Annotated in this window: 18 protein-coding genes; 7 read left to right on the top strand and 11 right to left on the bottom strand. The window is 50.5% G+C overall.

Annotation, left to right across the window (positions count from 1 at the left end; translation table 11 throughout):
* Nucleotides 1-226: 226 nt before the first annotated feature.
* Both VLX68_00340 and VLX68_00335 read left to right on the top strand, forming a co-directional pair.
* Nucleotides 227-1,240 (top strand): hypothetical protein, encoded by a 1,014-nt coding sequence (locus VLX68_00340; GenBank protein ID HUI90669.1) that lies wholly within the window; start codon nucleotides 227-229, stop codon nucleotides 1,238-1,240.
* A 55-nt stretch (nucleotides 1,241-1,295) separates the two neighbouring features.
* Nucleotides 1,296-2,942, top strand: a complete 1,647-nt coding sequence (locus VLX68_00335) for a hypothetical protein (GenBank protein HUI90668.1) — start codon at nucleotides 1,296-1,298, stop codon at nucleotides 2,940-2,942.
* 7 nt (nucleotides 2,943-2,949) lie between these two features.
* On the opposite strand, the gene VLX68_00330 is transcribed toward VLX68_00335, so the two are convergent.
* The gene (locus VLX68_00330) at nucleotides 2,950-3,351 is read right to left on the bottom strand and encodes a hypothetical protein (protein HUI90667.1); all 402 of its coding nucleotides are present in this window, start codon (nucleotides 3,349-3,351) and stop codon (nucleotides 2,950-2,952) included.
* 140 nt (nucleotides 3,352-3,491) lie between these two features.
* Between VLX68_00330 and rsmA the strand changes: the two genes are divergently transcribed.
* Genes rsmA through VLX68_00310 form a run of 4 tightly spaced genes read left to right on the top strand, consistent with a single transcriptional unit; the run spans nucleotide 3,492 to nucleotide 7,421 of the window.
* Complete coding sequence (gene rsmA / locus VLX68_00325) at nucleotides 3,492-4,274, top strand: 16S rRNA (adenine(1518)-N(6)/adenine(1519)-N(6))-dimethyltransferase RsmA (protein HUI90666.1); 783 nt, start codon at nucleotides 3,492-3,494, stop codon at nucleotides 4,272-4,274.
* The gene (locus VLX68_00320; protein HUI90665.1) at nucleotides 4,262-6,232 is read left to right on the top strand and encodes a hypothetical protein; all 1,971 of its coding nucleotides are present in this window, start codon (nucleotides 4,262-4,264) and stop codon (nucleotides 6,230-6,232) included. Before rsmA ends, VLX68_00320 begins: the two co-directional genes overlap by 13 nt.
* A gap of 2 nt (nucleotides 6,233-6,234) precedes the next feature.
* Nucleotides 6,235-6,756 carry a hypothetical protein gene (locus VLX68_00315; protein ID HUI90664.1) on the top strand — a complete coding sequence of 174 codons (522 nt, stop codon included), beginning with the start codon at nucleotides 6,235-6,237 and terminating at the stop codon, nucleotides 6,754-6,756.
* A 17-nt stretch (nucleotides 6,757-6,773) separates the two neighbouring features.
* A complete protein-coding gene (locus VLX68_00310; GenBank protein HUI90663.1) occupies nucleotides 6,774-7,421 on the top strand; it encodes a hypothetical protein in 648 nt (215 codons plus the stop codon).
* A gap of 82 nt (nucleotides 7,422-7,503) precedes the next feature.
* Here VLX68_00310 and amrS read toward each other — a convergent pair whose 3' ends face one another.
* The 5 genes from amrS to VLX68_00285 all read right to left on the bottom strand — a co-directional run bounded on the left by amrS (nucleotide 7,504) and on the right by VLX68_00285 (nucleotide 11,751).
* Nucleotides 7,504-8,526 carry an AmmeMemoRadiSam system radical SAM enzyme gene (gene amrS / locus VLX68_00305; GenBank protein ID HUI90662.1) on the bottom strand — a complete coding sequence of 341 codons (1,023 nt, stop codon included), beginning with the start codon at nucleotides 8,524-8,526 and terminating at the stop codon, nucleotides 7,504-7,506.
* A gap of 21 nt (nucleotides 8,527-8,547) precedes the next feature.
* Entirely contained in the window at nucleotides 8,548-9,228 is a 681-nt protein-coding gene (locus VLX68_00300) for a hypothetical protein (protein HUI90661.1), read from the bottom strand.
* 65 nt (nucleotides 9,229-9,293) lie between these two features.
* The gene (gene nth / locus VLX68_00295; protein ID HUI90660.1) at nucleotides 9,294-9,980 is read right to left on the bottom strand and encodes an endonuclease III; all 687 of its coding nucleotides are present in this window, start codon (nucleotides 9,978-9,980) and stop codon (nucleotides 9,294-9,296) included.
* A gap of 20 nt (nucleotides 9,981-10,000) precedes the next feature.
* Nucleotides 10,001-10,930: a P-loop NTPase gene (locus tag VLX68_00290; GenBank protein HUI90659.1), complete on the bottom strand. Its 930-nt coding sequence runs from the start codon at nucleotides 10,928-10,930 to the stop codon at nucleotides 10,001-10,003.
* A gap of 116 nt (nucleotides 10,931-11,046) precedes the next feature.
* Nucleotides 11,047-11,751, bottom strand: coding sequence for a WbqC family protein (locus VLX68_00285; protein ID HUI90658.1), 705 nt, complete (start codon nucleotides 11,749-11,751; stop codon nucleotides 11,047-11,049).
* Nucleotides 11,752-11,860: 109 nt separating this feature from the next.
* Here VLX68_00285 and VLX68_00280 point away from each other — a divergent pair, with 109 nt between their 5' ends.
* Entirely contained in the window at nucleotides 11,861-12,937 is a 1,077-nt protein-coding gene (locus VLX68_00280) for an acyltransferase family protein (GenBank protein HUI90657.1), read from the top strand.
* A gap of 29 nt (nucleotides 12,938-12,966) precedes the next feature.
* Here the strand turns inward: VLX68_00280 and VLX68_00275 are convergent, their stop codons facing one another.
* The 5 genes from VLX68_00275 to VLX68_00255 form a co-directional block, all read right to left on the bottom strand.
* Nucleotides 12,967-13,782 carry a hypothetical protein gene (locus VLX68_00275; protein HUI90656.1) on the bottom strand — a complete coding sequence of 272 codons (816 nt, stop codon included), beginning with the start codon at nucleotides 13,780-13,782 and terminating at the stop codon, nucleotides 12,967-12,969.
* A gap of 228 nt (nucleotides 13,783-14,010) precedes the next feature.
* Nucleotides 14,011-14,700 carry a tRNA (adenosine(37)-N6)-threonylcarbamoyltransferase complex dimerization subunit type 1 TsaB gene (gene tsaB, locus VLX68_00270; protein ID HUI90655.1) on the bottom strand — a complete coding sequence of 230 codons (690 nt, stop codon included), beginning with the start codon at nucleotides 14,698-14,700 and terminating at the stop codon, nucleotides 14,011-14,013.
* The gene (locus VLX68_00265) at nucleotides 14,700-15,743 is read right to left on the bottom strand and encodes a D-alanine--D-alanine ligase (GenBank protein ID HUI90654.1); all 1,044 of its coding nucleotides are present in this window, start codon (nucleotides 15,741-15,743) and stop codon (nucleotides 14,700-14,702) included. Before VLX68_00265 ends, tsaB begins: the two co-directional genes overlap by 1 nt.
* Entirely contained in the window at nucleotides 15,728-17,062 is a 1,335-nt protein-coding gene (locus VLX68_00260; protein HUI90653.1) for a glycine--tRNA ligase, read from the bottom strand. The genes VLX68_00265 and VLX68_00260 overlap by 16 nt, the downstream gene beginning before the upstream one ends.
* A 36-nt stretch (nucleotides 17,063-17,098) precedes the next feature.
* Nucleotides 17,099-18,070 (bottom strand): phosphoribosylaminoimidazolesuccinocarboxamide synthase, encoded by a 972-nt coding sequence (locus VLX68_00255; protein HUI90652.1) that lies wholly within the window; start codon nucleotides 18,068-18,070, stop codon nucleotides 17,099-17,101.
* Nucleotides 18,071-18,198: the final 128 nt, after the last annotated feature.

Here is an 18,198-nt window from a genome sequence, read left to right as displayed (position 1 = left end):
ACCATCACGAAAATTAGTATGTAATAAATATAGTTCTGTAACTGCAAAAAAAAAATAATTATTAATGATTGCCATTTTTTTATCAATCATGCCATGATTTTACATCAGAAAACACCCCAAGCGATGATTCGGTTGTATATTTAAAAGGTAAATGCTTTTTCGCGCTTTTAAAAGTGTTTTTTGTTTTTTTTTCATAATTTGTCGGTTTAAAATTCTTGGATTTTGCATGAAGCGCTTTCCCATTGTTTTTTATCCGCTCTATATTTTTTATTTGAGCGCTTCTTGCCAGCAGGACTCATCGGCAAACTTCCTAGATTCCGCAAAATTCTACCTGGTTCACCAGCGCTACGACAAATCCGAATATTTTTCAAATCTTCTTCTTTCCATGGATCCTGACAACGCCGATGCGTCTTACCTCGTTGTCGCTTCGATACAAACCAGGATACTCGATTACGAATCCTATAACCTTGAGGTCGATTCTTTTTTTAAAAAAGCGTGCGCCGCGATCCAGACCTTGAATAAAGACCTGCCCGGCAAGACAGGGCGCGATTCACTGTCGTGCCTTTTTTATGTCGGCAACCTACAGGGCGGCATAAGCATCATCCAGGCAAAGGTCGGAAACTGGCCTTCGGCGGTCCGGTACGGAATGAACTCGCTGGGCGTTTTCAAACGGGTCATAAAAAGCGACCCGGATTTCTATCCTGCGTACCTGGGTCTAGGAATTTTTAATTATTACATCAGCCAGCACCTCAAATGGCTTCCTTTTTTCGGCGACCGGAGAAAAGAGGGGCTCGATCAGGTGTGGCTGTCAACGAAGGCCGCTTTCCCGTATTCCTACGTCGCAAAAAACTCGCTGTGCTGGATGCTGCTCGAAAGGAACCAGTACGACGTCGCCGACTCGGTAGCGTCCACGGTACTCGCAGAGCTGCCCTCAAACACCATTTTTCTCCGGCTCAAGGCGCGGATTGCCTTATGGAAACACCTGTGGCCCGACGCCATCGGCTGGGCCAAAAAACTGGTCGCGAGTTCTGAAAACCGGATTCCGGTAAACTGGTCCGATTTACTTTCAGGATACCAGATCATGGCATCGAGCTACGACAATCTCGGCGGCAGAAACGAGTGTCTCGCCGTATGCAAAAAAGCGCTTGCCCGCCCGGTGCCGGAACCGTATTCGCAGATTCCCTATGTTAAAAAACACCTTAAATTTATAGTGGAAATTCAAAAAAAGTATTCCAAATGATGCAACGCTCGGGGTATATGGAAAGTGAAGTCTTTTTGGACAAGCGGTGAGAAACATGCGCCTCATTGAATTATTTTCATCGTATATGAAAAAAGGCTTCGTCGCCGCGTTGGCCAGCGCCGCTTTTCTTTTTTGCTCGCAGGTGCACGCCGAAATATGTCCCGCATTGTCCGTTGATCCTGCCGTTGATGCCGTGATGTACCGTCTGGCGACCCGGTATGCCCTCCCGCTCCCCGCATCATTTTTCACTCAGCCGATGACGGTGTGCGATGTGCTTTCGTTTCTTTCAAAGGCAGACTCGCTTTCCGTCCGGCTTTCCGATGCCGAGAAGGCTGACATCCGCGAATTACGGAAGCGAATTTCCCCCGACAATGCGCTTTTGCATTGGAAAAACAAGAAACATGATGCGCAGGTCGGCGTGCGGCTCGTTCTTGCCGACACCAACGCCGGGAGCTTCGGCGCTAAAGACGCCGGCTATGTGCGCGGTACCGCCAGCCCGTCCCTGCAGGCGGGCCTTGGTCCGGTCTCCTTTTATTCGGGAATGGACGTGTGGACGGACTATCGTTCAGACACCATGTACCATCAATCCGATTATCAGCCCTACAATGGCCTGCCCTACAATCTGTATTCAAGGGCCGATTCCAGCCACGCGCGCTCGTCCGATTTGCTGCGCGGCGGTATCGTCTATATCGGTTCGCCGTTCCGCCTCGACGTGGCGGTTGATAAAATCAAGCAGGGACCCGCGCTGGCAAGCCCGCTCACGTTCTCCGGGGACGCCCCGCCCGAAACGTATCTGCGCGGCCAGCTCTCGTTCGGCTTCATGGAATATATTCAGGCCTTTGGGCAATTGAAAAGCGACAAGGACATGCCGAAGTATTTTTACACACACCGAATACAGGTGCCGTTGTTTAAAAACCGGTTTACCGCTGCGCTCACCGAGGTGGTCATCAACGGAAGCACCACCAACGAGCCGCATACCGCTCCGGATTCCGCCAATGCGCTCCGGTCGGAGTACTACGGTGTTACCCGGACCTGGGAAATTGCGTATATGATTCCGTTTGTACCTTATGCCTTTATGGAGCATTACCTCGGAGATCGGGACAACAAGGCTCTGTCCTTTGACTTCAACTTGTCGTGGCCCGACGATTTCCGCTGGTATTGCGAGATTTTTATTGATGATTTCACCACACCGTGGACCATTCTTTCGGACGACTGGGGGAATAAATGGGCGTTCGACGTCGGCGCCCAGTATTTCACGAGCCTGCTGTCGCACGATTTGACCGCTACCGCGGAATACTGCAGGGTCGAACCCTGGGTCTATACCCATTTCTTCGGCGGTGCCGCCCGCTACGACAACTTCAACGTCTGCCTCGGCGCTCCGCTGGGGCCGAATTCTGACCTTCTATTTCTATCATGTGAAAGCAGAGTCTCGCTTAAAAACTCCGCCGGTCTCACCTTTACCAATATGCGGACCAATTCGTCGGTCCGCGGGGGCAATATCCGTGACGTGTTCCAGGATCCTCCAAAGCCGGATGCCGATTCGCCGATCAAGCATTTTCTGGGAGCAGGCACCCAAACGATTTCCCGCATCGGCGCCTTTTGGAAGTTCGATCAGCTCGGCGTGTTCCGCGCAGCGGTCAAATACGATTATGATTTTTCGGGAAAATCGTTAATTCAGGTTTACGGTGGGCTGTATTTTTAAAACGGTACTATTTGTATGTTGTCAATTTGAGCGAATCGACGATCTTCCTGTTCGCCGGGCTGCCGATGCTCTTTAAGATCCAGCAATACTCTGCATAGCCGCCCGTGAGGCCGGCTCGCACGCAGATTTTGTCCTGGGCCTTGAGGAAATCCTCTTGATATCTCGCCTGGCGGGCGGCGTCGTTCACTGAAAAGGAGTCCTTATAAATAACGCTCAGGGAATCAAGGTAGGAATTGCACACGAGCCATTTTTTCATCTGCTCCATGGTCACCACCGAATCGGCGGGGGGCACGAATTCTACCTTTCGAAGCTCGGGCTGTGGCGTTGGTTTTTCGACGGTTTTTTTTGTCTGGCAGAAAGAAAGGCCGGCGACCAATGCCAGCAGGACGATGAACACCTTTTTTCTCACGCAACGCTCCTTTTTTTATGCGGACGGACATGGTAGAAATTACGTTTTCTGTTGAGCGTTGTCAATCTCATTTGCCTGGAAACGCCGTTTTTATACGGAACCGTATCCTGGAAAATGCAACCGGAGCTGCGTCCTGAAGCATGGGACCCAAAAAGCACCTGGGACAACATTTTCTTACCGCGGTATCATACGCGGAGCGAATCGCCAGAAGCGTTGGCGCCTCTCGGGGAGAAAATGTTCTTGAGATAGGCCCCGGCAAGGGCGCTCTGAGCGTTCACCTCAAAACCCTGTATCCTTTTTTTCACTGCGTGGAAGTCGACGCTGACCTGGTCGCCGGTCTCGCTGAAGAACTCGGGCCTGGAACATGGACGCTTCACCGTTGCGACGCGCTCGCGTTTGATTTTGCAGCGGCGGGATTTCCCCTGCACGTGGTGGGGAACCTTCCGTATTCCATCGGCGCGATGATCATAAAAAAGACGCTTTCTTACGGGGAAGACATCCTGTCGTTTACGTTTATGGTGCAGCGCGAAGTGGCGCAGAGGATCGCGGCAAAGCCCCATTCAAAACAGATGGGATTTCTGTCGGTATTCTGCCAGTTTTTCGGCGCGCCAGAAATTCTTTTTACCGTGCCGCCGGGCGCTTTTTTTCCAAAGCCCGCGGTTGATTCGGCGGTGGTCAGGCTCGTGGTGGAACGGAACCTGGAGCACAAGCTGCCACGAAAGTCATGGGAGGCATTCTTCAAGTTTGTTGACAGCGGCTTCAGGATGAGAAGAAAAATGCTCGCGAACGTCCTGGGACGAGACGGCGGCAGGGAGCATTTTACCGATATCCTGACACAAATGAACATGGGGCACGGCGCGCGCGCCGAAGACCTTTCTCCCTACCAATGGCTGGAATTGTACAAAAAAACATGCGGTATATAATTCGAATTCTTCTGATCGCCGCGACGTGGGCATGGCCGCTGTTCGGACAGGCCGTTGATTGGCCGCTTCTGCTCGCCGTTCCCCAGCCGCCTGCGGAAACCGATTCCAATGTCACCCAGTACGGCTCCGACCAGAGCCTGTATATCCGCACCTTCAAGGTGAGGGACTCGCTGAGCATGCTTTCCAATACCGCGAACAGCATGGTCAACCAGAACGTTGATTACGAATTGACAAATGATTCCTGGTTCGATACCAAAGACCAGGCCTACGATCTGTCGGGCGAATACGCGAGAAAGCTGCACTGGCAACGGCTTACCGTAGGACTCGAATGGACGCCGGTGCTTATCCTTGACAAACGCACGTCGAGTCAGGGGCTCCTCGGCTCGGTCGATGTGGGTCCCGTGCTTTCCATCGCGCCGTTCGGCGTGCCCGTAAAAATCCACGGCGGCGCAACCGGAAGGGCGTGGAGCGACAGCCTCGGCGCGCTCAGCGTGAATCAATTCGGCACTTTACTCAGGGACAAGGGATATTATGCCGGAGGTGAATTCGGCAATCCGGGGCTGCCGCTTCCGTACCTGCCCCTTATCGTGAACGCCAAGAGTTACGGCAGGGTGATGGGAACTTCTAAGTTGGCCACCGGCACCGGTTCGGCGCTGTTGTACCTGGGCATGCCCGGCGGCGACAGCGCGTTTGCTTATTACGCCGACTCCTTGACAGACGGAAGAGATGCGTTCCTGGGCCAGGCGCAGGGAAAGCCGCACCTCATCAACGACCCGGAAAAGAACGAACGCTCGTACCAGGTGATGGCCGGGATCCGGGGAAAAACGCGGTTCTATTTCCAGCCGGGTGTGGTGTATTCGTATTCCGAGCACACGCTGTCCTATGCCGGCGAGTGGGGGAGCCGGAAGAACTCCGACCATGCTGTGAATTTTCTGCTTGCCACAGACTCGCAGTTTTTTGTCTCGTACAAGGGAGGTTTTTCCATCGACTGGGAGCGCGAGGATAAATATTCCGGCCAATCGCCGCTTGCCAGCCTGACGGCCAGTCTTGATGATTACCGCGCTTACCGCTTCGGCCTGATTAATTCCGTGTCGAAATATTTAAAAAACGGCATGGGCGCCGAATACACGTCCGACATCTCGCGCTATTCCAAGGACTACCCGAATTTTCTGGTCGAAAACGGTGACACCATCAGGTCAGATCCGCCGCTTGACAACGACATCATCGTCAACCGGCAGAAATTCTCCTTGGTGCCGATACCGGCGTCATGGGGCAAGACGGTGCTTTTTCTGGAATATTCGAAAAACATTACCAGTTATATCCGGAAGGAAATGAGCGCCAACAACACGGTGGACTGGTTTTTGCGCGTCGGCGGCACGCTAGATTTCACGGTGTGCCAGCGATGCACCCTATCGGAAGCAATGAGCGCCGACGTCAAAAGAACCGACTACACGTTTCCGGAAACGAAAATTGGAAAGCCGCCGCCGTATTCGAGGCAATGGACCTCGCTCGCCTTGTTCGACGTTGCCGTGGTCCCGTGGCTGACGCTCAAGACGGAGTGGAAGGAGACCTATTGGGACTTCGGCACCTGGAACGGCAGGCAATACCTCGATTCCACGACGTTCAAAACGCCCGAAGAGGCGGCCGCGTACAAAGAATATTACGCCATCATGGACAAATCATGGGAGCATGGAGTCAAGCTGTCTGCGGCGGTAAAGCTGCTTGACGTCTGGTCCGGGAGCGCGGGCTGTTCGTACGAGTACATTGACGTACGTGAATTCAACACCCTGACGCGGGAATATGCCCTTACCTTCAACGCCGGCAGCCGGGTTTCGCCGTTTCTCACGCTTGCATACCGGCTCGACCGGCGGCTCGCGTTCAACGCCGCTTTCACGAGGGTCTTTGATATTCATGATAAATTTTGGGACATCCATATTTCTCTCAACGGAGTTTTCTAATCATGCGTAAAGTTACATTTGTCGTTGCAGTGCTTTCACTGGCGGTTGCCTCCTGCGGTATTTTTGATCCGAGGCCTGTGGAGTACCCGGCCAACGAGACGGTCGAGGATCCGTTCAATTTCGCGTCGCTTTTGTGGAACACCGACAAACAATTCAACAAACTGGATTACAACGATTTATTCACCGACGATTTCATCTATGTCGACATCAATGGGAACGAGTTTGACCGGAAAACGTTCACCGACCACCTGTATACCATTCAGCGCCAGTATGAAATCAGCATTACCTGGAGGAACGACTCATTGCACGACAAGACCATTCAGGACACCTTTTTCATCTACCGAAGCTACCATATCTCGGCGGTGGATACCGTCGCCATACCTCCAAAAACCTACACCATAAGCGACCAGGCAGAATTTAAATTGATATTCAATTCGACAATAAACAACTGGAACATCTGTTACTGGAAGGACAAATATCAGGGAATGTCAATCTTTCACCCTCTGTTTACTCCTGATTTTTAACGGATGGCGAGTGTTTCATGATTAACTTTCGGAATGCATTCTTCGTTATAATCGCCTCGGTTGTCACAGCCTTTCTGTGCACCTGCGGCACCCCCTTTTTTCCTCTCACGGGCGAGCCGGAGGGAGTCACCACGGGCAGAACAACGCCCGCCGGCACGGTGATGCAGTTGTTCCAGGCCTATGAAACGCGTCAGATCAATTTGTTCAGCGATCTTTTTTCGCCGACCAAGGATTTCAGATTCTACGTCCGCCAAGGGTTTCAGCCGGATTATTCCGGAAAACCGGTCAGAGACGTTGAAACGATCGACACGGCGTTTGAATATATCTGGAAAAGGGGAATAACGCAGGCGTATTACTGGACCTATGACGAGGAAATCCAGATCCACAACAACCTGTTTTCACAAGCGACCGAGATTTTTTATCAGGTTCAGCCTGAGCCCATCGACACGAACAACATCGTGTATCTCCAGGGACCAGACGGCACGGAATACGCGGAGGTGATCGTACGCGGCGGGGTCATGGAGATAGACCTGAAAACTGATTACGACCGCGTGATCAATGAATACATTGTCGATATTGACGTGCAGGTGTTTTACCTCGAAAGGGATCCCACTAATTCCTCGCTCTGGGTGATTGCGAAATGGTTTGACCTACCGCCCGGTTAGTATAATGCACTTTTGCTGATCTTGCAATTCAGGATTGATGTTATAACGAAAATCATGCATCCGGCGGCAAAGCAACCGTCAATCAGCCGGCAATAACAATGTTTGTCCGAAACCCGCATTTCGGGCATAAAGCGGTATTCGTGGAAGGATTCTTTTTTAACGGAGGGGAACAGAACGAAACAGAATAGCCTCTTCGTTGGACCAGCAAGTTTCCGCACGATGGACAATGGGTGTCTGATCCTTTATTCAAATCAACATTTCCAAGATAAACATAATCAAGTTTTTCCTTGGCGATTTGATAAGCCATAAGCAAAGATTCTTGAGGCGTAGGCGACGCGTACATCTTGTAACGGGGAAAATATCTTGAGAAATGTAACGGCGTGTCTTTCCCAAGGTTGGCCGCGACATAATCAACAAGTCCTTTAATGTCTTTTTCAGAATCATTTTCATCGGTGATGAGCAGATTGGTGATTTCAAGATGGCATTTCTTTTTAACAGCCTCGCATGTTTTCAACACTGGTTCCAGCCTGGCTTTGCATAATCTCCGGTAAAACGCAGGGTTCATCGATTTGATATCAATGTTCATCGCGTCAACAAGAGTAAGCAATTCATTGAGAGGACCTGCCTCCATGAATCCGTTGGTCACCATCACATTTTTAAGGCCTTTTTCCCGTACCATCGCGCCGACTTCCATGATGGTTTCGAACCAGATATAGGGTTCCGAATAGGTGTATGCGATGCCGATGGTCCCGCTGTCGATGATCATGCCGGCAAATTTCTTTGCGGGAATTTCTTTTGTGGGAAGGATCATCTGGGAAATTTCGCAGTTCTGGCAGAAGCAGCATTTGAAGGTACAGCCGTTCGGACCGCTTGAGAAAATTGAGGAACCGGGATAAAAGTGGTAGAGCGGTTTCTTTTCGACCGGATCTACGGCGGTGGAGACCGGGCGGCAGTAGGTGAGCGTGTACAGCACGCCGCCTTCGTTTTTCCGCATCATGCAGATGCCGGTTTTACCGTCTGTCAGCAGGCAATGGTGAGGGCAGAGTTCGCAGCGGATTTTTTTTCCAGCAGACGAAACAACCGTGAAGTAATCTGCTTTTTTCATGCAGGCGCAGCTGAACGCCGTTTACTCAGTTCCGGCAGGTGCAGAGGATTCGCCTTGCAGTCCAGGGCCCCCTTCCGGTTCCGTTGCCGCTTTTGCCTTTGCCTTGACCTTTTTAGCAGGTGCCGACGAGGCCGGCGGCTGGGGTTTTGCTTTTTCCCGCATGGTTTTTACTTCGTCGAGGAGTTTGGAAACCGATTGCTCAAGATCATTCAATTTGACGCTGGTATTTTCCTGATTGGAATAAACCTCTGCCACTTTGTTCTCCAGCGAAGGCATTGTATACCGTACGATGATGCCAGTGATCACCGCGGTCACGATCGACACGATGATGATGAGTATGAGTGTCGGAAATTCAGGAAGAATTCTAACTTTTTTTCTTGGAACAGGATGGTCATATTCGGTTTCGGCATCAACGGCGTACGATTCGGCGTGCGCATGCTTAACTGTTTCAACGGGCTGCTGGTCCTTTGGCGCGGCAGGTTTCGAAGGTGCTTCAATATTTTTCGGCGCCTTGCCGACGGTGGCCAGATCAAATTCCTCCTCCGATGAGGCGGCCCGGACAGGTTTTTCCTGCCGAGGCGGCTGGGGCGGCTGCACTTTCTGCTGCTGAGGGGGAGAAGGTGCTTTTTGCACCAGCGCTTCAAGGTCTATTTCATCGTCAGGATCAGAGGGAGAAAACCCTTTTTTCGGAAAATCGGCCATTGTTGCCTCCTTTTCAGGGAATATGCCTGCCTGTTGTTATCTACCAAAATATAAAAACTGCGGGGCTATGAAAAGCTTTTCAAAGAAAATTTTGTTACAACGCCAACCCTGTTGCAGTATCGGGCGACGGGGCAGATATCGCATCGAGGGTTAACGGGATAACACAAATGCTGGCCAAAGGAGACGAGATACGAATTGAACATCATCCACAATTCCACCGGCAGCACCTCGCGCAGTTTCATTTCGGTTTCAAACGGCGTTTTAGTTTTCACATAGCCGAGCCTGTTGCAAATCCGGTGAACGTGAACGTCAACGCAAACCGCGGGCTTGTGGAAGGCGACGGCAACGACCAGGTTTGCCGTTTTCCGTCCGACACCGGGAAGCTTTATCAGCTCGTCCACCGAATCCGGAATTGCCCCTGAAAACAATGTTTTTATTGCACCAGGCAATTCTTTAAGATGTTTGGCCTTTGTCCTGTAGAACCCGACAGGGAAAATGAGCTTTTCAATATCGTGCTTGGAAATTTTTACAAAGTCAGAGAGTTTCTTGACCTTGGCAAACAGGCGTCGCGACGCCTGCGTGGTCGTTTCGTCTTTTGTTCTCGCGCTCAATATGGTGGTGACCAGGACCTTGAACGGATCGTCGGTTTGCATCTCAATGAGGTCGACCACTGGAACACGGTACTTTGCGAATTCCCTTTTAAGGATCGAATACACCGCCCTAATGTTTACGTTTTTTTTTGCATTGTGCATGGAGGGGGATGATGCGCCGATTATTGAGGGGATTCTGGCGGTTTGAGCGTGATGATTTTCGACGCAATGGCCGACATTTTTTTTGAATAATCGCTTCTAGGGCTCTTTGCCACGAACGGAACGCGGCCGGCGATCGTTTCGCTCATCGACGGTTCATAGGGAAGCGAGCCCAACACTCCCATGTGAAATGCCAGTTCCCGTTTGACGCGGCGCGCGAATTTGGTCCCTTCGGCTTTCTGATCGACATTTTTAACTGAATTGGTGACAATGAACATGCTTGAAACACCTTCAAGAAAGAGCTGGCGGTAGGCGCTTACTTTTCCCGGCGCTTTTTCCTCGAGTTTGGCGAGCAGTTCATTAAGGCGCAGGCTGTTCTGTGTGCTGTGCGAAACCGTTTCCTGGATAAACGCGGTTATCTCTTTATCGTGATAAAACCTGCGTACCAGGCCGCGCACGAGAAGGTTCTTGATAAAAGAGAAGGTGCTGTCGAGGGTCGCGGCGGCAGGCTCTATAAGAATAATGCCTGCCGGCGCCAGGGAGAAAAAGTCGGTTGCCCGCTGATGCGGCGCCGCAGCGATGTCGAAAATGATCACGTCCGCCTTTAGCTTCTGAATGGCATGGAAAAGACGCTGGCGCTCGCTGTAGTTGGGAGACGCAAGGGAAAGCACGCCGCTGGCGGATCCGAGCAGCATGAGGTTGGGATAGGGTGTATCGGCCAGAACCGTGGAAAGATCGGTCTGATGGTTGTTGAGAAAGTCATCGAGCGTTTTTTGCGGCGTTGTCACTCCGAGAAGGGTGTGGAGGTTGGTGGCGCCGGTGTCCGCGTCAATCACCACGACGTTTTTTCCCGCTGCGGCCATGGACACGCCGAGATTGGCGACAAAGGTGGTCTTGCCGATCCCGGCCTTGCCGCTGCCGACTGCAATAACGTTTTTGTCTCCCCAATACATAAAGTGCCCTCATTTCATTTTAAAAAATGAAGGATGAAAAATAGTATTTGTTCCTTTTTCGTAGTAGCGATAATTGTATAGATGGCATATTCTAAAAAAATAATCAGAAATGTCTTCTACGAAGTGCTGGGACTTTTTGGCATTAAAATGTCCATGCTTTTGGGGCCGCAATTAAATAGCAGGTCGATCGCCGACAGGCCCGGAATAAAATCATCCGGTGTCTTTGCCCAGTGCTGAGCATAAACGGGATAGTTGAAGCGCTGGAATACCACCTTGATCCCGGCCTTTTCGAAAAGCTCCATGTTCAAATAATCTCCGCTGCCGTCGTCCGCGATGTAGGAGGTGGCCTTGAAATGTTTGCAAATGGCAACAAGCTTCTCGGTTGATTCGCCCTTGAATTTATAGTCAGAGGTCAGGGCGTATTCGGTTTTGATTCCCAGAATGCCGGCGAGGAGTTTTACCGAATCAATGTCAATGCGGTCTATTTTGCTGCAGGGGGCGCAGAAGAACTCGGCAAACAGCGGCGCGTATTTAGAGTAAAACGCCGCTTTTCCATAGCAGGCCTCAATGGAATGAAAATGGTTTCTTTGCCAATTCTGGCTGAAATCGACTTCAACTTCGTTGATTTTCTGCGGGAATTTGTAAGTGGTGGGAACCGAGAGCCATTGCGCTCCCGACGCGTTTCTGATGCGGTTGCGATGCTGCCATTCATTTTTCTCGAATTGTGCGTCATTGAGAAACACGAAAAAGTCGGCGCTTGCCATTTTATGGAAGTATGCCGGCCCCGGCATGTAATGCGGTTGATGGATTGCCAGCTTCATGTAAGTAGTATATAAAACGGGAAGAGAAAAAGAAAGTACTCAGTCGAAGCATCACTATTTACGGGATTTCAAACTGGATGGCTTGCACGCAGAATCATATTTTATCAGCATGGCAAACGGATTGAAATCCCCGTATTCAACAAGGCTGTTCTATCCTGACGCCATTCGCGCCGTCTCTATAATCGCGATTGTTTTTCTCCATGTTTCTTCTCCGGTGGCGCAGGATTTTTACTCGTACCGGCTCAGCTGGTGGTGGATCGCTAATGCCGTGTATTCGTTTTCGAGGCCGAGCATCGCATTGTTTGTCATGATAAGCGGGCTGCTTCTTCTAGCTCATAATAAAGAAGAAAGCGCCGTTAGTTTTTTTCGAAAACGCTTCCTGAGAATAGTTGTCCCGTTTCTAGCGTGGGGTACTGTTTATTTTTTTTGGAAGACGCATGCGGTCACGTCTTTTTCAACGATTTTACAACTTGCGAAGGAATTTATTACCGGGCCGGTATATTATCATTTGTGGTTCATCTATACGATCATGGGAATTTACCTTGCCGTGCCGGTCTTTCGCGTATATGTTAAATATGCCTCAAGAGCCAACCAGGCATATCTTCTCACCTTATGGTTCATTGGAACCGCTGTTTATCCTTTAATCCGTCATTACGCCGGTTTTTCAATTGGAATTCCGATAATGGTCGCCGGCGGTTTTCTGGGCGTGTTTCTGCTGGGAAATTTTCTGCGAGATTTTTCGATAAAAAAAAGCGCAGTGAAATATTTGATTCTTGTGATGTTTGCTTGTCTGGCATTTACCGCTATCGCCACCTATTATCTTTCGGCTAACAGCAATGCGGGTTATAATGGAACTTTTGAGGATTTTTTAAGCCCCAACGTCATAGCGGCAGCGGTCTGCCTGTTTCTGGTTTTCAGGAACACTTTATCGGGAGGATTCAGGGGGATATTTTCATTTGCAAATAATTTTGTCACCATGACAAGTTCGGCGAGCTTCAGTATTTATCTGATGCATATTCTGGTACTGGAGATACTGAAAAGCCATCTCCGGTGGTTTTCGCTTGAGGCATGCACGGTTCATCCCGCCATCGGAATTCCGTTAACGGCTGGAGTGACTTTTACTGTTTGTCTATTTGCGGTGGTTGCCCTGAGGAAAATTCCCCTGATGAAATATGTCCTTCCATAAAACAGGCGCTAACATGCATCGAATTCGCGTTATTTCTTCTCCTTCGGCTTTACCCCTATCAAAACCTCAAGCTTTATTTCAACCATATTGGAAAAAAACGAAAGCTTGTCGTCCGGATGTTCAGCAGCCGGATTTATGTCTTTATTATTAACCAACCGGCCGCCTTGTCTGAAATATCCGGAGTATCGCCCTATATATGAAATTGCAACTTCGAAGCCGGAAGCGCGGGAAAGCGCCTTTTGCGAGCAAATGCCCAATCTCCAGGCAGCGCCCAAGCCTCTTGCATACAGGTTTGTTATCCTGCTATTTGCCGCAGCCATCACGGAATCGCCGACATCACCGGAAGGCTTGAGGGAATACTCCCGTGAGATGTAGATAATAGGCAGGGCGTAAACGCCGAAGAGAAACGATGTCCGGTCGGCGCCTTCAATTTTGAAATATTTTTCGTTAAGCGCTCGCCGGTATATCACCCCAACCGAAACCGACATGGCAGTCATGGACTGGCTGTAGTCTATTTTGCCCTTGGTGGTGTCGCGGATCAATTCGGCCTGCAATGTTTTTCCGATATAGGAAAACGATCCTTCGAATCCCAACGAACTCCTGGTGTAAACGAACGGCGTATACGAGAACGAAATGGGAAACATGACGTTATAGGAATTTACCGGTTCCTTGATGGTAAAACCAAGGGTGTCGGGATTTATAGGAAGGATATTTTGCACGGAATCAGGCAAGTTTTTCTGCCATTCCGACAGAATATCATATGACCCGATGTCCCAGTCAACGCCGAAATTAAAATACTGCGTCTTCAGGAACAGCGAGGTTGTGTCTTCTTCTTTTTTTGTCATCGCACCTGGCAATGGTAAATGCTTCGTTGTGTCAACTGCGTTTGCCTTTACGATTGTGGCCGAATCCTTTTTTACGATTGCCGATGTGTCGGCTGCGGCAGTCTTTTTTATTTGTAAAGTATCTTGGCCATACGATAATTCGATGGCTAAAAAAATCGTCATGCACACGATTGAAATAATGCTGTAGCAGCATCGGGATATGAATTTAGAAGTCAATAACGTCATGAACTATTCTTTTTCCTTTTTAAACGGTACGGAACTCAGGTATTCCGGCACAATATCGCCCGCTTTTCTCCAAGCGCCGGCGTCCTTAATCTTTCTTGCCGCAAGCATGGCACTGGACAGCCCCCGCTGCAAGGGATGATCCTCCACAGAAAATGCATCCGGCCTGTCTTTGAGGAAATTAAAAACAACGCTTTTCGCATAACCGAGCGCGTCGGTGAGAACAATGTCGCTGTCCTTAACCGCGGACCTGAATTCCTGGGCGGTAACAAGCGCGTCAGGAGTGAGGCGAGCGGTTGCGCCGCCGGCTTTATGGAAACGCGCCCAGAACACCTGGCCGTTTCGCGCGTCAGATGCGGATACAATGTCTCTTCCGTCAACATGCCATGACCCGGCAACGCTTTCAAGCGACGAAACCTGCAGTACGGACGTTTCGCGGCCCAAAAAAAAGCCCTTGAGGAATGCAATTCCTATACGCAGCCCGGTGAATGAGCCGGGGCCCACGGCGATTCCCGCATAGGTGATGTCTGCAGCGGATATGTTGTTTGCTTTGAGGAGAAAATCCACGCACTGCGCGATGTGCTCTGCGTGCGAATTGCGTAGATAGCGTGATATCGCCATGACCGGTTCAGTGCCGCGGGCGAGGCCTACGCCGAGCTCGATTGACGAAGTATCAATGCCGAGCACGTAATTCATCAGGGGGTAATCGGGTTCTTTAAAGCGACGTTGATCAGAATGTCGATAAGCTGCTTGTAGGTGCCGCCCGCGGCTTTAAAGGACTTGGGGAGCAGTGAATTCGCGGTAAGGCCGGGCAATGAGTTCAGCTCAAGCACGAAGAGAGTCCCGTCATTGCCGAGAATCATGTCGGTGCGCGATATGCCGCGGCAGCCGAGCAGCCTGTGGCATTTAAGCGACAGCTCTTGGATTTGTTCAAGAAGCTTTTTACTGCGCGGGGCCGGCACGATTTCCTCGGAACCTCCGTCTTCATATTTTGCCTTGAAACTGAAATAGTTTCCTTTTACGGGCCGGATTTCTATGGGAGGAAGGGCCTTGATTGTGCCGTCGGACATTTCGAGAACCGGACAGCTGAACTCTGGGCCGCCGATTCCTTTTTCGACAAGTATTTCCGGAGAATACTGCCGGTATTCCTCAAGCTTTGTGCCGAGTCCTGCGCCGCAGTCGACGCGCGTCATGAGCCTGCTGGAACCGGATTGCGGGCATTTGACGAACATCGGATAGCCGAATTTTTCGGCGAGATAATTCCATGTGATTTCAGGGTGATCTTTACCTGCAACACAGAAGGGAGGAGTCTTAATGCCATTTTGCTCAAAAATGAACTTCGTCGCGATTTTGTTCATTGCAACGGCGCTGGCAAAAACGCCTGAGCCGGTATAGGGAATAAGCAGGGTGTCAAGATATCCCTGCAGCAGGCCGTCTTCGCCGAACGAGCCGTGAACCGCGAGAAAAGCGACATCGCAGCGTTTCCAAACCGCTTCGGATGCATACGGCTTGAACGGCCCCTTGAAATTTCTGCTCTTGCCCGGCTCGGCAAATTCCTCAATGGCCGGAACGCGTTTTTTTATGTCGCAATAGTAAAACTCCTGGTCAATGGATATCACCACTGCCCGCGCGGAATATTTCCTGCGGTTGATGTTCAGGAGCACTTCTCTGCCCGAGAGCAGCGAAATCTCGTGTTCCGCCGACGGTCCTCCCATGACAACGTTTACGCGGATAGGCATAGATTGGCTTCCTTGATTTTATTGGTGATGAATTCCACCGCCTGCGCGGCCGCGATGCGGTTTTGCTGGCGCGAATCGCGCTCGCGCACGGTAACGGTGTCGTCCTGCATGGTCTGGCCGTCCACCGTGAGGCAATAGGGCGTGCCCGCCTCGTCCTGGCGCGCATAGCGACGGCCGATGGCCGCGTTGAGGTCAAAGGACGCGCGCACGGAATTGTCGAGAAGGTCTTTGTAGATTTTTTCCGCCTTTTCCGGCATTCCTTCTTTTTTCACCAGCGGCAGCACTGCCGCCTTGATAGGCGCGAGTGCCGGGTGGAAGCGCATGATCACGCGCTGCGAATCCTCTTTGTCAACATCATACGCGTCGATCAGGAACGCCAGCGTGGCTCGGTCGGCGCCGGCCGCTGGCTCTATCACATAGGGAAAAATGTGCTGTTTCGATTCCTCGTCGAAATAGGAGAGGTCCTTCCCGCTGAATTCCGAATGGCGCTTGAGGTCAAAATCGGTGCGGTTGGCGATGCCTTCAAGTTCGCTCCAGCCGAACGGGAAAAGGTATTCCACGTCGCAGCATGCCTTTGCGTAATGGGCGAGCTCGTCCTGGCTGTGGTCGCGCAGGCGAAGATTTTCTGTCTTGACGCCGAGCTTGTGGTACCATGAGAGCCGCGTGTTACGCCAGTAATCGTACCATTCATGATCGGTACCCGGCATGCAGAAGAACTCCATTTCCATCTGCTCGAACTCACGCGTGCGGTAGGTGAAATTACCGGGCGTGATCTCATTCCTGAACGATTTTCCGATCTGCGCGATCCCGAACGGAGGCTTGAGCCGCGAGGCCTGCTGGACATTGACAAAGTTTACAAAGATTCCCTGCGCGGTTTCGGGCCGCATGAAAACAACAGCGGAGCTGTCTTCGACGGGCCCCATGAACGTTTTGAACATCAGGTTGAACTTGCGTACCTCGGTGAGCTCGCCGCCGCATTTTGGGCATTTTTTAAGATCGGTAAGGTGATCTGCGCGAAAACGTTCCTTGCAGGATTTGCAGTCCACCAGCGGGTCGGTGAAACCGGCAAGATGGCCCGACGCTTCCCACACCTTGGGATGCATGAGAATAGCGGCGTCCAGCCCGACAATGTCCCGGCGATTGGTGACCATTGCCTTCCACCAGGCTTCTTTCACATTACGCTTGAGCTCAACGCCGAGCGGGCCATAGTCCCAGCAACTGGTGAGGCCCCCGTAAATTTCGCTTGATTGAAAAACAAACCCCCTTCTTTTTGAAAGGGAAACAATGATGGACATTAAATCCGGAGGCTTTGATGTCATTAATTAATTCCTTTAGATGACAGCGGTAACTCGTTATTATTTAATTAAATACTTTTTAAGGTTATTCGTCATTCTTTCCTTGATAGGTTTTGAAGTATCAACAACGAAATTAGTTCCTGTAATCATTTCAAACAGCCTGATATATCGGCTTGAAAGCTCAGTAACGAGTTCGTCCGGTGCCTTGGGCAGAACCGTATCGTTGTATGGGTCGCAATGTTCCTTAAACCACAATCGAAGGAATTCCTTGTCGATATTTTCGGGTTCTAATTTTTGGGCAATCCGATCCGCATAGGTTGCCTTGAGCCAATATCTTGACGAATCGGGCGTATGGATTTCGTCAATCAGGAGGATTTCGCCCTTCTTGTCAATGCCGAGTTCATATTTCGTGTCAACGAGAATGAGCCCGTTTTTTCCGGCAATTTCGGTGCCGCGCTTGAAAAGTCCGAAAACAATTTTTTCAAGATTTTTCCAAACATCTTCCTTGATCAATCCCCGATGAACAATTTCCGCGGCGGAAATTGACTCGTCATGCAGTTCGGATTTCGTCGTCGGCGTCAGAATGGGCTTGTCGAATTTCTGATTTTTCACCATGCCTTCGGGAAGAACATTTCCGCAGATGTTGCGGATGCCTTTTGAATACTGCGTCCATGCCGCCGTATCAGTGGAGCCTGTGAGGTAGCCCCGCACCACGAATTCAACGGGAAAAACGCTGCATTTTTTCGCAACGGTCGCATTTGGATCGGGAACGTCGAGCACCGCGTTTGCGACAATATCATTTGTCGTGTTGAACCAGAAAGAACTCACCTGGTTAAGAACCTGTCCTTTGAATGGAATGGTTGCCAGAATGCGGTCGAATGCGCTCTGCCGGTCCGTGGTAACGAGGAGTAATTTGTCCCCAAGATCATAAATGTCGCGAACCTTGCCTTTTTTTCTGTTCGGAAATTTCAAAAATGATGTGTCGTCGAGGCAGTTATTGAGGTTTTTTCCGATGAAATCTTTTGAAATCATGTCCGGTTCCTCTCAGATCCCAAAAAAAAAGCAGAAAATAATGATCCAAAATAGTTTATGTCGGGTTCTGCGGGAAAGGAAACAGGGATTCGCGCAGTCTTCACGCAATGGAATGGTTGTTTTACCAT

The sequence above is a fragment of the Chitinivibrionales bacterium genome (genome assembly GCA_035516255.1).
Taxonomy (GTDB): domain Bacteria; phylum Fibrobacterota; class Chitinivibrionia; order Chitinivibrionales; family FEN-1185; genus FEN-1185.
This window is presented reverse-complemented; position numbering and strand designations above follow the sequence as displayed.

Coding starts and splice junctions, on each gene's coding strand:
- VLX68_00340 (HUI90669.1), top strand. CDS start 227: ATGAAGCGCTTTCCCATTGTTTTTTATCCGCTCTATATTTTTTATTTG.
- VLX68_00335 (HUI90668.1), top strand. CDS start 1,296: ATGCGCCTCATTGAATTATTTTCATCGTATATGAAAAAAGGCTTCGTC.
- rsmA (HUI90666.1), top strand. CDS start 3,492: ATGGGACCCAAAAAGCACCTGGGACAACATTTTCTTACCGCGGTATCA.
- VLX68_00320 (HUI90665.1), top strand. CDS start 4,262: ATGCGGTATATAATTCGAATTCTTCTGATCGCCGCGACGTGGGCATGG.
- VLX68_00315 (HUI90664.1), top strand. CDS start 6,235: ATGCGTAAAGTTACATTTGTCGTTGCAGTGCTTTCACTGGCGGTTGCC.
- VLX68_00310 (HUI90663.1), top strand. CDS start 6,774: ATGATTAACTTTCGGAATGCATTCTTCGTTATAATCGCCTCGGTTGTC.
- amrS (HUI90662.1), bottom strand. CDS start 8,526: ATGAAAAAAGCAGATTACTTCACGGTTGTTTCGTCTGCTGGAAAAAAA.
- VLX68_00300 (HUI90661.1), bottom strand. CDS start 9,228: ATGGCCGATTTTCCGAAAAAAGGGTTTTCTCCCTCTGATCCTGACGAT.
- nth (HUI90660.1), bottom strand. CDS start 9,980: ATGCACAATGCAAAAAAAAACGTAAACATTAGGGCGGTGTATTCGATC.
- VLX68_00290 (HUI90659.1), bottom strand. CDS start 10,930: ATGTATTGGGGAGACAAAAACGTTATTGCAGTCGGCAGCGGCAAGGCC.
- VLX68_00285 (HUI90658.1), bottom strand. CDS start 11,751: ATGAAGCTGGCAATCCATCAACCGCATTACATGCCGGGGCCGGCATAC.
- VLX68_00280 (HUI90657.1), top strand. CDS start 11,861: ATGGCAAACGGATTGAAATCCCCGTATTCAACAAGGCTGTTCTATCCT.
- VLX68_00275 (HUI90656.1), bottom strand. CDS start 13,782: ATGACAAAAAAAGAAGAAGACACAACCTCGCTGTTCCTGAAGACGCAG.
- tsaB (HUI90655.1), bottom strand. CDS start 14,700: ATGAATTACGTGCTCGGCATTGATACTTCGTCAATCGAGCTCGGCGTA.
- VLX68_00265 (HUI90654.1), bottom strand. CDS start 15,743: ATGCCTATCCGCGTAAACGTTGTCATGGGAGGACCGTCGGCGGAACAC.
- VLX68_00260 (HUI90653.1), bottom strand. CDS start 17,062: ATGACATCAAAGCCTCCGGATTTAATGTCCATCATTGTTTCCCTTTCA.
- VLX68_00255 (HUI90652.1), bottom strand. CDS start 18,070: ATGATTTCAAAAGATTTCATCGGAAAAAACCTCAATAACTGCCTCGAC.